The following is a 12,757-nucleotide window of genomic DNA, read 5'->3' on the forward strand; positions in this document are numbered from 1 at the left end:
TCTACCAGGGGTTTCTTACGTCGTCAGGCGAACACCAAGCTCGCGATCATGCTGTGACCAGCGACCCGCCGCCAGGGGATGCAAAAGGCTCAGTGTCATTGCCCTCGCTGGCCAGGAGCATTCCGATGCTGCGCCGGACCTCGACGGCGGTTTGAGAAATGTCGCTCTCCTTCGTACGGACCAGATCCAGTACGTCTTGGTACTGCTGGAGTGCGCTGGTGGCGTGGCCGAGTTCGGCGCGGCAGTCGGCCGCATGGCGGCGACAGTCGATGACGTTGTTGCTTGCCGGTCCTTCGGCGACCTCGTAGGCACGGGCGAGGTCGTCGAACTCCGGTAGCGATTCGCGATAATCGCCGCCGACGAACAGAATCGCCGCCCTTTTCTTGCGCAGGGCGAGGACTCGCGAGTGGCGGGCACCGAGGGCGGCCGAACCCGAGTCGATCACTTCCTGGAGGGCGTCCGCGGCCTGGACGTAGCGCTCGTCGCGGCACGACTCCACTTACGTCCCGGCCGGCATGCCCATCGGCGGCGTCGGCATTCGGGACTATGCCGAGCTGGTCAAGAAGCTCGGCGGTCTGATCAAGGCCTCCGACCTCGGCCTCAGCCACCGGGAGACCGTCACCATCGAAGGCGCGGATGGCTTGCGTCTGCCGATCCCGCTGGATCCGGCAGAATTCCTGGCCCTGCTGCACCGGTTGAACCAGATCAGCGAGCGGCAGGTGCCTCCCGACTTCGAGCGCCTGGAGGCCATCCGGCCGGTCAGCTCCGAGCCGCTCCTCAGCAAGCTGGACGCACTGCTCGACGAAGGGCTCCGAGGCCAGGGCGACCTCATGCTGCACCTGGTGATCCCGTCCGCTCTGGTCGACCGGCGTCACGAGGCTCGCTCGTACCGGATCAAGGTCGGTAGCGTCCCCCTCGTCCGAGAGGAGCTCGATCTTGACGATCTCCGCCGACGGTGCAAGGTGCAGTACTGCGTCAGTCCCTCTGCCGCGCTTCGTGACGGGATCGTCGAGATGTACGCCGACCGCGAAGGCAAGGAATCGATCGGCAAGGCCCGTGCCATCCAGTGGCTCGAGGCCGCCGTGGCGATCGGGCCGCACGTCTACCAGCTCAGCGACGGGAACTGGTACGAGTGCGGCGCCACCTATGTGGAGTCGATGAAGCGCCGGATGAAGGAGCTCATCGTGCCCGAGCCGGAGGTGGACATGCTGCCCTGGAAGGCCGGAGAGTCCGAGGAGGACTACAACATCCGCATGCAGGACACGCTCGGTCGAGGCCGGTACCTGTGCCTCGACCGCAAGTTCAATCGGACCCGGCAGCAGAGCAGGGGCAAGGGTTACGAGGCCTGCGACGGGCTCACCGACCGGCACACGCTGGTGCACGTCAAGGCGGCGGAGAGCTCGGAGCCTCTCAGCCACCAGTTCGCCCAGGCGCTGATCTCCACCCGGACCTTGTACAACGAGCCGGACGCCCGCGCGAAGTTCAGCGCGAAGGTGGCCGAGCTGAGCGGCGGCCAGCTCACCGTGCCGGAGAACTTCGTGCCGGGCAAGGTCGTGCTGGCCATCCTCCTCAAGGGCAAGGAACTGACGCCCGACTCGCTTTACCCGTTCGCCCAGGTCGCCCTTGTCGCGCTCGCCGATACGCTCCGGCGTGACCACGGGGTGATCGTCGAGGTCGTCGGGATACCCAGCGACTCCTCGGATAGCGCGGGCGGGACTATCCGAGCAGAAGGGTGATGTGGCGGCCGTACGGCGTGGTCGCCTGCTCGATGGCGCCTCGTTCCTTCCACAGCGAGGCTCGGGGCGCCGGTCGAAGATCACCAGTACGTCGATTGTTCCCATGCCCGCCGGTGGTGATCTTCCCGACCGGTGATGAGTGCGGTCACGTATTGTCAGTCCACCGCTGTGCCCGGCGTGAGAACGTACCTTCCGCGTACGCCGCCCTTGGCGACCGCGCGGTGGGCGGAGGCGACCTCGTCGAGAGGCACGACGGCGTGCACCCGCACCGGGAGGCGGCCATCGGCGGTGGCCTCCAGGAGCTGCGCGAGCCGGGCGCCGTCCGGCCGCGCCACCACCACGCGGACGGTGATGCCCCGCACCTCCGCCGGCGCCGCCCCCGGCTGCACGCCGACGAACAGGCCGCCGTCGCGGACCAGGGGCATGCCCTGCTCCTGCATCGCGGCGCCGTCGGCCACCGCGTCCCAGCCTGGCGTGGCCCGCGTGGTGAAGCCGGCGCCGAGGCCGCGCACGAACTCCTCGTCCTGCGTACGGGCCAGTCCGGTGACCCGCCACCCGCGATCCTGGGCCAGCGAGAGCACGTAGCCGCCGACAGCGCCCGCCGCGCCGGTCACCAGCAGGCTCCGGCCGTCACCGTCGCCGAGCAGGTCGACGAGCTGGGCCGCGGCCAGGCTGTTGAGCGGGACGGCGGCCGCCGCGACCAGGTCGAGGCCGGCGGGCACGGGCGCGATGTCGTCGGCCGACACGATCAGCTGCTCGGCGTACGTGCCGAAGTCGCGGTCGAACCCGTCGATCAGTCCCGCGACCCGGGTGCCGACCGCCCAGCCGACGCCCGGTCCGGTAGCGGCGACCGTACCGGAGAAGTCCCAGCCCAGACCGGTGTGGTGGGGCTGGTCGACCAGTCCTCGCCCGTGGAACACCCCGGCGGCGACCGCCAGGTCGACGGGGTTGACCGCGGCCCCGGCGATCTCGACCCGGACCTGACCCGGTCCGGGCTCGACGAGGGGCACGTCGATGATCTCGATGGAGTCGGGGCCGCCCGGAGTGCGGACGACGGCGGTGCGGAAGGTGGTGGACATGTTGCCTCCTATGGAGAAACGGGAGCTTTTGCACCACCATGGAGGGGTTACTCTCTGACGGGAAGTACGCACTCCGGAGTGCGTATCTCACCCGGCGGTAGGAAGGAGCGGCCGATGCCGACGACGACGGCGGCCCAGCAGCGGGCGCAGGCGAAGATGGAGTACGACGCGTTCCTGGCCGGCTGCCCCAGCCGCCGGCTCCTGGACCGGATCTCCGACAAGTGGGTGTCCCTGATCCTGGCCGCGCTCGGGAGCGACGGCCCGCGCCCCGGCGGGGACTGCGCCGGTGAGCCGAGACCGATGCGCTACTCCGAGCTGTCCCGCCGCCTGGCCGGAGTCAGCCAGAAGATGCTCACCCAGACCCTGCGCAGCCTCGAACGTGACGGCCTGATCACCCGCACGGTGACGCCGACCGTGCCCGTCACGGTCACCTACGAGCTGACCGACCTCGGCCTCTCGCTCCGCGACCTCATGCACGGCATCAAGGCGTGGGCGGAGACGCACATGGACGAGGTCCTCGCCAACCGGGAGCAGTACGACACCCGTACCGCGTGACCAGGGGTTGCAGATGGCACGAGCGCGACGCCCTTCCGCGCAGACCGCCGCGGTGCTCATCGCCCTGGCCGAGACGGGCGCGAGCTGGAGTCACGGCTACGACCTGCGCCGCGGCGGCGCGGCCCTCGGAGCGGCTCTCCGGCGCCCGCGCGGCCGGGTCACGCCGCCGCGACCCGGGCGGAGAGTCCCCGGCGGTCGAGGACGACAGTTCCGGCGCGTCAGATCGCGGCGCCCGCCGAACCGTTCAGTAGCCGCGCAGGTGAAGGCAGTGGAAATGACCGGCTGAAGTCCGGCTGTCGTCCTGGAGCCTCCTCTTGCGGTGACTCAGGCTTGGGCGCATGGGATTTCCGAAGGTGACATTCATCGCCGGGGCGGCCCTGGCCGCTCTGACCCTGGCGGGCACGGGCACAGCCCATGCGGCGGACGGGAAGCTGACCTTGATCAGCGAGACCGGCAGCCGCACGATCGTCTACGAGAGCTGTCAGCCTCCGAGACAGCTCCAGCCGCAGCTCGCTCAGCTCCAGTCGTTCCGCAACCAGCCGCCTCCCGGCTGCCAGGCCGTCCTCGTCAACCAGTCCGGCGCCGGCCTGGTGCTGTGCGTGGGGCGCGGGTTCGTACCGCCGGAATTCAGCCGCCCGTCGCTCGTCCGCATGCAGCCCGGCACCGCGCCGGCCTGTCTCTGAGGCGGAAGGGCCGCGGGCTGTCACCCCGCTGGGAGCGACGCGCCTGCGACGACAGATCAGCAGAAGTCGACGTTGACGTACTTACGGGCCACCTTGTGGATCTTCTCGTCGGTGGTGACCAGAGTGCAGCCCAGTGCTTCGGCCAGGGCCACGTAAGCGGCGTCGTAGCCGTTGAAGTCGGCCCTCAGGTCCCAGGCGCGATCGGCGGTGAGGTCGTCGGCGTGACGGGTGAAGGGCAGGCCCGCCTTGACCATCCGGGCGCCTTCGGCGCGGGCCTCACTGATCTTCCCGCCGAGGAGCAGGCCGCGCAGGGCGTTACGGAACTCGTAGTCGAGCAGGTGAGGAATGTGGAGCCGGTTCTCGGCGACGCGGGTCCCGGTCTTGATCGTCCGGCGGATCATAAACTGCTGGTCATGGCACCCAGACGCAGGCGGAGCCCCGCGGAATCGCGCGCCGAGCTGCTGGCGGCGGCGGCCGGGCTGATCAGGGAGCGAGGGCCGGACAACGTCAGCCTGCGGCAGATCGCGGAGGCCGCCGGGGTCGCGCACGGGCTCGCCTCCCACTATTTCGGCACCTATGCCGCCCTGGTCCGGGAGGTGCTGCGGGCCGAGAACGATCGCATCGAGGCGCGGGTGCGCGAGCGCATCCAGGCCGAGGACGGCGTGCCCACTGCCGCGGGGATCATGGGGGTGCTGTTCGACACCCTGGCGGACGAGAGCTACCTGCGGCTGTTCGTCTGGGCCGAGATGCACGCGGAGTACCGCGGCGCCGCGCGGCCGGAGCTGGTGGAGCTGGTCGACACGATGGAGGCCGGCATCCGCGCGGCGCTCGCGGGAGGGCCGGTGCCGAGCCGGGCGCGCATCGAGGCGGTCGTGCTGGTCGGCCTGTCGGCCGCGTACGGGTTCGCCATCGGCGGCCGGTCGTGGCTGGCGGGCCTGGGTCACGATCCCGACGACCCGGCGTACGAAGCGGAGTTCCGCGTTCAGCTCGCCCGGATGATGGGGGCGCACATGGTGGAGGAGGCTTGTTCTCCAGTTGGAGAATAAGATGGTGTGGTCACGCTGACCGCACAGACAGGACTCCGAAGCATGGTCGAGCATCCCCCGAGCCGGCAGGTACGCCCCTCCGACGAGGAGCGTGACCAGGCCGCCCAGCGGCTCCAGTCGGCCGCCGCCACCGGCAGGATCCAACTGGGCGAGCTGGACCAGCGGCTGAGCGAGATCTACGAGGCGAGGACCCAGGACGAGCTCGCGTACGCGGGCCGCGGCCTCCCCGAGCCCGCCCGCGCGGAGACGCTGGTGGTACGGGACGAGCCGAGTTCCCGGTTCGCGCTGAGCGTGTTCGGCTGGTTCAGCCGCAGGGGCCGCTGGGTCGCGCCGCCCGCGTTCACCTCGCTGGCGGTGTTCGGCGGCGGGGAGATCGACCTGCGCGACGCCCGCTTCGCGAGCCGGGAGATCCGGGTGCGCGCCTTCGCCCTGTGGGGCTACACCGAGGTGATCGTGCCCGACGACGTGGAGGTCGAGGTCAAGGGCTTCGGCCTGTTCGGCGCGTTCGACAGGAGCGCCGTGCGCCGGGAGCGGGGGGCGCCGCGGATCGTCGTCAGCGGCCTCGCCCTGTTCGGGGGCGTCGGCACGAAGGTCAAGAAGGCCTCCGGTTCGTGAGCTGCCGGGTGATCGACGGGTCGGCGATGGCTGTGTCGGCGGCCAGGAGGAACGCCTTGGACAGCACGACCGACAGCATGCCGCCGTCCTCCTCGAAGGGCAGGAAGACCTGGTCGCCGACGCCGCCGGGGACGATGCACAGGTAGGCGTCGTCGGGCTCCATGAGGATGTTTCCCGAGCCGAGGTGGATCTTGTAGGTGCGCAGGTCGCCGCGGACCCGGAGGAAACGTTCGGTGAGCTCGCAGCGGCTCGCGATGGAGAGGCGGGGCAGCAGCCGGGTCAGGGCGTCGCGGCGGATCCGGGCGGTCTCCGACAGCGCGCCGAAGCTGTAGGACTGCCAGTAGTCGCCGTCGCCCTGGAGGTCGAGGCCGGTGGAGGTGACGCCGACGGCCAGGTCCGCGTCGCGCAGCGTCTCGGAGAGCACCAGGGGAGGGACCCGCTCCAGGGGGATGGTCCGGCCGTCCGCGCCGGTGAAGCGGAGGTTTCCGCTGACGCAGATGGAGACCGTGCCGACGCCGTCGCGGTCGAAGGAGTGCTCGTCGAGGTGGAAGTCCCAGTGCGCGGCCAGCCCGCCGGGCAGTTCGCGGGTGGCTTCGGCCTGGTCGGAGCCGTACTCCCAGCCCCAGTGGCCCAGCGACATGCCGGTCCAGCCGCGCTCGGTCAGCAGCGCCTTGGCCGTGCCGTACCGCAGGAGGTGACCGGCGAAGCGGCGTGAGTGGTCGTGACTCGCCTCCTCGGCCGGGGTGAGCAGGTAGACCTCGCGGAAGGCTTGTTTGAACGGCTGGCGCAGGCCGGCGTCCATGAGATGGTCGCGCCAGGCTCGGATCTCCTCCACGCCGTGCGTGATGGGATGCCACAGATGGACCGGGGTGTCAGGGCCGGGCTGGATGCGGCGCCCGTCCGGGCCGGTCAGCTCCCAGCCGTCCTCGCGCCGCACCGGAATCCCGGCGGGGCCCTGGAGGATTTCCCAGATGAGCGTACGGGCGAGCGTGCCGGTGACCGGATGGTCCAGATAGAACGCACACACGTCGCGCCAGCGCCAGGTGCGCTCGGTGGCCAGGGCCCGCTCGATCCGGAACCGTTCGGCCGGCAGGGTCTTCCTCAGCTCCTTGGCGGCGGCCCTGAACTCGGCCAGAAGCTCCCGGTCGACGCTCCTGGGGATGGTCTTGCGGATCTTGCCGGATGGATCGGTGAAGGTCACGGTGCCGTCGGCGGCCAGGCGCAGGCCCTGCTCGGTGCGGACGCCGTCGGGCCCCAGCCCGAAGCCGGGCACGGTGCGCTCCAGGAGCTGCTCCGGGGAGAGCCCCGCTTGCGCGGCCACCGCGCCGATCGTCCTGGCCACTCCGGCGAGAATGGTCTTCTTGCGCACCTTGGCCTGGACGCGGGCGAGCTGGGCGACCACCTCCAGGCCGCCGCGCCGGCCCAGCACGCCGACCGCGGCGTTGGCCAGCTTCTCGCTGCGGGCGTTGGCGCCCGTGCCGCCGATGCCGGTGCCGGTGGTCACGGCGACGTCACCCAGCAGCGAGGTCACCCACGGCTGGTCGACGAGCTCGCACGTCCAGACCATGCCGCGCAGCGGCACGGCGGTGCGCTCGCGCAGGAAGACGGTCTCGGTCCATTCGCCGCCGCCGCGGTACTGGTGGCGGTGGGTGACCTCCCGGTGCGCGACGACCATCCGGAGCACGTCCCGGACGACCTCGTCCGCCTCCGGGGTCAGCAGCGCGGCGGCCCGCTTCAGCCACCGGGCGCTCGGCTTCGACGCGGTCGCCGTGTTCCAGTGGCGCAGCAGCGGCAGCACCTCGGGCGCGGCCAGCCGGGCGGCGTGCGCTTCGATCATGCGCCGGGCGAAGGCGTCGTCCTCCCACATGATGTTGCGGACGGTCGCGGCGGGGTCATCGGTCTCGGGCTCGGTGAGCAACGTCCCGATCGGCTCGCGCAGCACCTCCCAGGCGGGTTTCCAGTATTGGGCCAGCCAACTGGGCCGGTGGTTCAGCACGTCACGCCGTTCGTGGTACGGCAGCCGGGCGGTGGCGTCCAGTGGCAGCCTGTAGAGCTCGTGGATGTTGGTGTGCTCCCAGGTCATGAGCCTGTCGGCCACGCCCCACAACTGCTTGACGGTCTCCATGGGCAGGTCCGGCATCCGGTCGATCACGTCGCGGATCACCGCCAAGCGGCGCTCGTCGTGCTCGTGGCCGCCGTCCCAGCCGAGGCTGAGCCGCATCTGCGCCCAGACGGCGAACGGGACGCGTTCGTCCTCCCCGCAGACCAGCTCCTCTTCCGCCGCGAAGGCGGCGTCGAGGCGGTCGAACAGGTCGCGGTGGTCGTTGGCGAAGTACACGGAGGTGTAGTCGTTGTTGAGCGGCGAGTCCTTGAGGATCTGATAGTCCACGTCAGCCTCCGACCAGCGGGACGAGCTTGACGAACGACACCACCGGGTCGGTCGTGAGCGCGATCTCCTCGTCCAGGTCCTCGATCTGCCGGTCGCCCACCAGCAGCAGAAACCCGTTGCGGGCGAACGCGGCCTCGGCCGCGTCGGCCTGCCTCTCCCAGTCGAGCCTGCGTGCGGTGCGCATCCGGTAGCCGTTCAGCTCGGTCTCGGCGTCGGTGGGCTTGACCAGGCCTCGGAAGTGGTGGCTGGGGGCGGCGTTGTGCCGGGCCACCTCCTCGCGTACGCGGAGCCGTACCAGCTCTCTGGCGGAGATCCGCTCCGGCAGCCCGGGCAGGGAGAACTCCTCCAGAGCCCGGCCTGTCGCGGTCTCATCGCGAAAGGTCACCGTCGTCATGAACGCACCCGTTCCGTGGGGGGTTGGATGATCACGTTCTTCATAGCAGCGGCGGGTGACAAATCACGGTGGGGTCGGAGAGGCTCACGGGTCGCCGTCGCGCCGGCGCCTCCTGCGCAGCACCGCCGACGGACGCACCTCCAGCCCGCGCGGCACGGTCCAGCCGCGCCACTCGGCGACGATCCGCAGCAGAACGCCGAGCGTGATGGCGGCGACGGTGCCCGCGACCGGGAATCCGGTGGCGATGCCCAGCACCTCCACGGCGGCGACGAGGACGGCCACGGAGGCGTACCAGCGGGTGTCCTGCAGCACCGCGGGGACGCGCTGCAGGAGCAGGTCCCGGATCGCGCCGCCGCCGACCGCGGTGATCGTGCCGAGCAGGATCGCCGGGAGCCAGCCCAGGCCGACCCCCATGGTCTTCTGCGCCCCGACGGACGCCCACACGCTGAGCGCCGCCGCGTCCAGGAACTTGAACGCCGGGCTCCAGTCGGGCGGTGAGATGTCGAGCAGGAAGGCGACCCCGGTGCCGGCGAGCGCGGTGGGGATGTAGGCGGGGTCGGTGAGTGCGGCCGGAGGGCCGTGCTGCAGCAGCACGTCGCGGATCAGCCCGCCGCCGAGCCCGGAGGCGATCCCGATCACGAGGAAGCCGAACAGGTCCAGCCGGTCGCGCCGCGCCACCGTCCCGCCGAGCAGGGCGTTGAGGAACACCCCGACCAGGTCGAGGACCGTGGTGGCCGTGTCCATCCGCACCCTCCCGAGGGTAATGATCACCGTGTCCGGGGTCGCGGGTGTTGGTAAGGATGTTGCCGCAGGTTGGCGTATACGAACCGGCCCGTCGGGGATGACCAGGTATGTCCGTACTCATGAGAGGGGCACGGCATGCCGGGCGGCACAGAGATCCTCGCCGGCCTGGACCGGATCAGGCCCGGCCTGGAAGCGCTCTACAAGGACCTGCACGCCCACCCCGAACTCGGCCACGCCGAGCACCGCACGTCCGCCGAAGCCGCCAGGCGGCTTACCGGCTGCGGCTACGACGTGCGCGCCGGGATCGGCGGCACCGGAGTGGCCGGCGTGCTGGAGAACGGCGACGGGCCGGTGGTGCTGGTCCGCGCGGACATGGACGCGCTCCCGATCCGGGAGCGGACCGGCCTGCCCTATGCCAGCACCGTCACCGCCCCGGGCGACGGCGGCGAGCCGCGGCCGGTGATGCACGCCTGCGGGCATGACGTCCACGTCACCTGCCTGCTCGGCGCCGCCCGGCTCATGGCCGAAGCCCGCGACGCCTGGAACGGCACCCTGGTGGCGCTCTTCCAGTGCGCTGAGGAGCCCGGCGACGGCGCCGACGCCATGCTCTCCGACGGCCTGGCCGACCGTGTCCCCCGGCCCGGCGTGTGCCTGGCCCAGCACGTCCTGCCGTTCCCGTCGGGTCGGGTGGGCACCCGCCCAGGCCCGGTGCTCTCGTCGGCCGACAACTACCGGATCACCGTGCACGGGCGCGGCGCGCACGGCTCGCGGCCCGAGTCGGGCATCGACCCGGTGGTGATCGCGTCCATGATCGTGGTGCGGCTGCAGACCATCGTCTCCCGCGAGATCGGCATGCTCACCCCCGCCGTGGTGACCGTGGGCAGCCTGCACACCGGTACCAATCCCAACAACATCCCCGAGTCGGCCCGGATGGAGATCAACGTCCGCACCTACGACGAAGACACCCGGGCGAAGGTGCGCGCGGCCGTCGAGCGCATCGCCAGGGCCGAGTGCGCCGCGGCCGGCGCCCCCGAACCACCGGACATCGAGCGCTTCGGGAGCTTCCCGCCGACCGTCAACGACGAGGCGGCCACCCGCCGGGTCGCCGGCGCGTTCGCCCGGCACTTCGGCGACCGGGCCGGCACTCTCGACCCGCAGACCGCCAGCGAGGACTTCAGCAGGATCCCCGACGCCTTCGGCGTCCCGTACACCTACTGGGGGATCGGCGGCACCGACCCCGGCCGGTACGCCCGCGCGGCGGAGCAGGGCACCCTGGACAGCGACATCCCGGTCAACCACAACGCCCGCTTCGCCCCGGTGATCCAGCCCACCCTCGACACCGGGGTGCGGGCGATCGTGGCCGCCGCCGCCTCATGGCTCGTGACATCGGCGTCGTAGGCTCGGCACGGGTTCCCCCGAGGAGGCAGCATGACCGTACGCGTGGAGCGCCGGGGCCAGGTCACCACGGTGGTGATCAGCAGGCCGGAGGCGCGCAACGCGGTCGACCGCGAGACCGCCGGCGCGCTCGCCGCCGCCTTCCGCGAGTTCGACGCGTCCGACGCCGACGTGGCCGTGCTGTGGGGCGAGGGCGGCACGTTCTGCGCCGGAGCCGACCTCAAGAAGCTGGACAACCACGTCGGCGAGGAGGGCGACGGGCCGATGGGGCCGACCAGGCTGCGGCTGTCCAAGCCGGTCGTCGCCGCCGTCTCGGGCCACGCGGTCGCGGGCGGGCTGGAGCTGGCGCTCTGGTGCGACCTGCGGGTGGCGGAGGAGAGCGCGGTGTTCGGGGTGTTCTGCCGGCGGTGGGGGGTGCCGCTCATCGACGGCGGCACGGTCAGGCTGCCGCGCCTCATCGGCCGGAGCAGGGCGATGGACCTGATCCTCACCGGCCGCCCGGTCGGCGCGCGCGAGGCGTACGAGATGGGCCTGGCCAACCGGGTGGTGGCCGACGGGACGGCCCGCCGGGAGGCGGAGGCGCTGGCCCTGGAGATCGCCCGATTCCCGCAGGCGTGCCTGCGGGGGGATCGGATGTCCATCCTGGAGCAGGAAGGGCTGGGGGAGCGGGAGGCCATGCGCAACGAGCTCCGTCACGGCCTGGTCTCCCTGCCGGACGCCGCCTCCGGTGCCGCGCGTTTCGCCGGGGGCGTGGGCCGGCACGGGGACTTCGGAGCGATCTGACCCCGGGCTCCTACGCGGTGCCCAGGACCGGGTAGTTGGCCCTGAGGACGCCGTGCGGGTCGCGGGCCCGCTTGAGGTCGCGCAGCCGGGCGAGGGTCCCGGCGTCGAAGGCGGACGCGGCCTGCTCCCCGCTGTGCAGCATCGTGTACGGCTTGCGCCCGCTCGTGTGCGGCACCAGGGCCTTCGACAGCACGTCCATCCGCTCGGCGGTGCCGGGCATGGCCGGGCCCACCATGTACAGCAGGTACGGCTCGGTCAGCTCGCCGGCCGCGCCGCCCGAGGGGCGGGTCAGGGCGCCGCCCAGGTGCCGCACCTGGACGTTGAAGAGCGGATCGATCGGGTCCGCGAGCAGCGCGGCCGCCACCGCGTCGTCCAGCCCGGTCAGCAGCTCCACCCGCCCGGCCGACGGGGTCGGGTCGGTCGGCTCGGCGCAGATCGAGCCGAGGTCGGCGACGGGCAGCACCGCCCTGGTGTCGCCGATCGCGCCGCCGACCGCGTCGAACGGGCGCAGCAGCTCACCGGGGTCCTCGCCCAGGTACGTGCAGTCCACCGCGACGAGCCCCGGGGCGCCGGGGAACTTCAGCAGGTCGAACCAGACCGTCAGCTCCTCGGGCGCGCCGGCCGTGACCTCGCGGAAGGCCGCCAGCACCTCGGGCGCCCGCTCGGCCGGCCACATCATCCGCCCGCCGTACAGGACGGGCGCCGGGCTCAGCGCGAACTCCAGCCCGGTCACCACCGCGAAGTCGCCGCCGCCCCCGCGCAGCGCCCAGAACAGCTCCGGGTCCGACTCGGCGGTCACCCGCCCCCGCGCCCCGGTGGCGTCCACCACGTCGGCGGCCAGCACGCTCGCGGACGCGAACCCGTACTTCCTGCTGAACCAGCCCAGCCCGCCGCCCAGCGTGTACCCGGTCACGCTCACCACCGGGGAGCTGCCCGCGACGCCGGTCAGCCCGAGCGGCCCGGCCGCCGACAGCACCTGGCCCCACTTCGCGCCCGCGCCGACCCGCGCGACGCCGTCCGCGATCTCGACGGTGTCCATCAGGTGGGTGCGCAGCAGGACCACGCCCTCGGCCGTCACCGCGCCGTGCCCGCTCGCCTGGGTGGTCACGGTGAGCCCGTGCAGCGCGGCGTGGCCGACCGTCGCCGCGACGTCGTCGGCGCCCGCCGCTTCCACGACCGCCGCGACCGGCTGGTCCACCGACAGGTTCCACGGCGTACGAGCCTCGTCGAACCCCGCGTCACCCGGGAGCCACAGCCTGCCCTTGATCATGTTCTTCAGCTCGTTCATGGGGACAAGCATGCGTTTTCCTGTTTGCGGCTGACTTGGGGTTGACTTGG

Annotated in this window: 14 protein-coding genes; 7 read left to right on the plus strand and 7 right to left on the minus strand. The window is 71.7% G+C overall.

Going from position 1 to position 12,757, the window contains the following annotated elements; all coding sequences use genetic code 11:
- Nucleotides 1-46: 46 nt before the first annotated feature.
- Complete coding sequence (locus ACZ6YG_RS19165; RefSeq protein ID WP_466018748.1) at nt 47-499, minus strand: tetratricopeptide repeat protein; 453 nt, start codon at nt 497-499, stop codon at nt 47-49.
- Between the two features lie 16 nt (nt 500-515).
- On the opposite strand from ACZ6YG_RS19165, the gene ACZ6YG_RS19170 reads away from it, so the two are divergent.
- Nucleotides 516-1,736, plus strand: a complete 1,221-nt coding sequence (locus tag ACZ6YG_RS19170; protein WP_466018749.1) for a DUF6119 family protein — start codon at nt 516-518, stop codon at nt 1,734-1,736.
- A 155-nt stretch (nt 1,737-1,891) separates the two neighbouring features.
- Here ACZ6YG_RS19170 and ACZ6YG_RS19175 read toward each other — a convergent pair whose 3' ends face one another.
- Entirely contained in the window at nt 1,892-2,815 is a 924-nt protein-coding gene (locus tag ACZ6YG_RS19175; protein WP_466018750.1) for an NADP-dependent oxidoreductase, read from the minus strand.
- 114 nt (nt 2,816-2,929) lie between these two features.
- Between ACZ6YG_RS19175 and ACZ6YG_RS19180 the strand changes: the two genes are divergently transcribed.
- Nucleotides 2,930-3,370, plus strand: coding sequence for a winged helix-turn-helix transcriptional regulator (locus tag ACZ6YG_RS19180; protein WP_271278084.1), 441 nt, complete (start codon nt 2,930-2,932; stop codon nt 3,368-3,370).
- Between the two features lie 338 nt (nt 3,371-3,708).
- Nucleotides 3,709-4,053, plus strand: a complete 345-nt coding sequence (locus ACZ6YG_RS19185) for a hypothetical protein (RefSeq protein WP_466018751.1) — start codon at nt 3,709-3,711, stop codon at nt 4,051-4,053.
- 56 nt (nt 4,054-4,109) lie between these two features.
- Here the strand turns inward: ACZ6YG_RS19185 and ACZ6YG_RS19190 are convergent, their stop codons facing one another.
- Nucleotides 4,110-4,454, minus strand: coding sequence for a type II toxin-antitoxin system VapC family toxin (locus tag ACZ6YG_RS19190; protein WP_466018752.1), 345 nt, complete (start codon nt 4,452-4,454; stop codon nt 4,110-4,112).
- Nucleotides 4,455-4,466: 12 nt separating this feature from the next.
- Between ACZ6YG_RS19190 and ACZ6YG_RS19195 the strand changes: the two genes are divergently transcribed.
- Entirely contained in the window at nt 4,467-5,099 is a 633-nt protein-coding gene (locus ACZ6YG_RS19195) for a TetR family transcriptional regulator (protein WP_466018753.1), read from the plus strand.
- Between the two features lie 42 nt (nt 5,100-5,141).
- Nucleotides 5,142-5,714: a DUF1707 SHOCT-like domain-containing protein gene (locus tag ACZ6YG_RS19200; RefSeq protein ID WP_148030646.1), complete on the plus strand. Its 573-nt coding sequence runs from the start codon at nt 5,142-5,144 to the stop codon at nt 5,712-5,714.
- On the opposite strand, the gene ACZ6YG_RS19205 is transcribed toward ACZ6YG_RS19200, so the two are convergent.
- From ACZ6YG_RS19205 to ACZ6YG_RS19215, 3 genes are all read right to left on the minus strand, one after another.
- Nucleotides 5,692-8,103, minus strand: coding sequence for a DUF4132 domain-containing protein (locus ACZ6YG_RS19205; protein ID WP_466018754.1), 2,412 nt, complete (start codon nt 8,101-8,103; stop codon nt 5,692-5,694). The genes ACZ6YG_RS19200 and ACZ6YG_RS19205 overlap by 23 nt on opposite strands.
- Nucleotide 8,104: 1 nt before the next feature.
- Entirely contained in the window at nt 8,105-8,497 is a 393-nt protein-coding gene (locus ACZ6YG_RS19210) for a hypothetical protein (RefSeq protein WP_271278089.1), read from the minus strand.
- Nucleotides 8,498-8,581: 84 nt separating this feature from the next.
- Complete coding sequence (locus ACZ6YG_RS19215; protein ID WP_148034449.1) at nt 8,582-9,241, minus strand: trimeric intracellular cation channel family protein; 660 nt, start codon at nt 9,239-9,241, stop codon at nt 8,582-8,584.
- Between the two features lie 135 nt (nt 9,242-9,376).
- Between ACZ6YG_RS19215 and ACZ6YG_RS19220 the strand changes: the two genes are divergently transcribed.
- Both ACZ6YG_RS19220 and ACZ6YG_RS19225 read left to right on the plus strand, forming a co-directional pair.
- Nucleotides 9,377-10,639 carry an amidohydrolase gene (locus tag ACZ6YG_RS19220; protein WP_466018755.1) on the plus strand — a complete coding sequence of 421 codons (1,263 nt, stop codon included), beginning with the start codon at nt 9,377-9,379 and terminating at the stop codon, nt 10,637-10,639.
- A 30-nt stretch (nt 10,640-10,669) separates the two neighbouring features.
- On the plus strand, nt 10,670-11,419 hold the full coding sequence (locus tag ACZ6YG_RS19225; protein ID WP_466018756.1) for a crotonase/enoyl-CoA hydratase family protein: 750 nt from the start codon (nt 10,670-10,672) through the stop codon (nt 11,417-11,419).
- Nucleotides 11,420-11,429: 10 nt separating this feature from the next.
- On the opposite strand, the gene ACZ6YG_RS19230 is transcribed toward ACZ6YG_RS19225, so the two are convergent.
- Nucleotides 11,430-12,707, minus strand: a complete 1,278-nt coding sequence (locus tag ACZ6YG_RS19230; RefSeq protein WP_466018757.1) for an FAD-binding oxidoreductase — start codon at nt 12,705-12,707, stop codon at nt 11,430-11,432.
- Between the last annotated feature and the right edge of the window lie 50 nt (nt 12,708-12,757).

Source organism: Nonomuraea sp. NPDC054003 (assembly GCF_055585125.1).

Coding starts and splice junctions, on each gene's coding strand:
- ACZ6YG_RS19170 (WP_466018749.1), top strand. CDS start 516: ATGCCCATCGGCGGCGTCGGCATTCGGGACTATGCCGAGCTGGTCAAG.
- ACZ6YG_RS19175 (WP_466018750.1), bottom strand. CDS start 2,815: ATGTCCACCACCTTCCGCACCGCCGTCGTCCGCACTCCGGGCGGCCCC.
- ACZ6YG_RS19180 (WP_271278084.1), top strand. CDS start 2,930: ATGCCGACGACGACGGCGGCCCAGCAGCGGGCGCAGGCGAAGATGGAG.
- ACZ6YG_RS19185 (WP_466018751.1), top strand. CDS start 3,709: ATGGGATTTCCGAAGGTGACATTCATCGCCGGGGCGGCCCTGGCCGCT.
- ACZ6YG_RS19190 (WP_466018752.1), bottom strand. CDS start 4,454: ATGATCCGCCGGACGATCAAGACCGGGACCCGCGTCGCCGAGAACCGG.
- ACZ6YG_RS19195 (WP_466018753.1), top strand. CDS start 4,467: ATGGCACCCAGACGCAGGCGGAGCCCCGCGGAATCGCGCGCCGAGCTG.
- ACZ6YG_RS19200 (WP_148030646.1), top strand. CDS start 5,142: ATGGTCGAGCATCCCCCGAGCCGGCAGGTACGCCCCTCCGACGAGGAG.
- ACZ6YG_RS19210 (WP_271278089.1), bottom strand. CDS start 8,497: ATGACGACGGTGACCTTTCGCGATGAGACCGCGACAGGCCGGGCTCTG.
- ACZ6YG_RS19215 (WP_148034449.1), bottom strand. CDS start 9,241: ATGGACACGGCCACCACGGTCCTCGACCTGGTCGGGGTGTTCCTCAAC.
- ACZ6YG_RS19220 (WP_466018755.1), top strand. CDS start 9,377: ATGCCGGGCGGCACAGAGATCCTCGCCGGCCTGGACCGGATCAGGCCC.
- ACZ6YG_RS19225 (WP_466018756.1), top strand. CDS start 10,670: ATGACCGTACGCGTGGAGCGCCGGGGCCAGGTCACCACGGTGGTGATC.
- ACZ6YG_RS19230 (WP_466018757.1), bottom strand. CDS start 12,707: ATGAACGAGCTGAAGAACATGATCAAGGGCAGGCTGTGGCTCCCGGGT.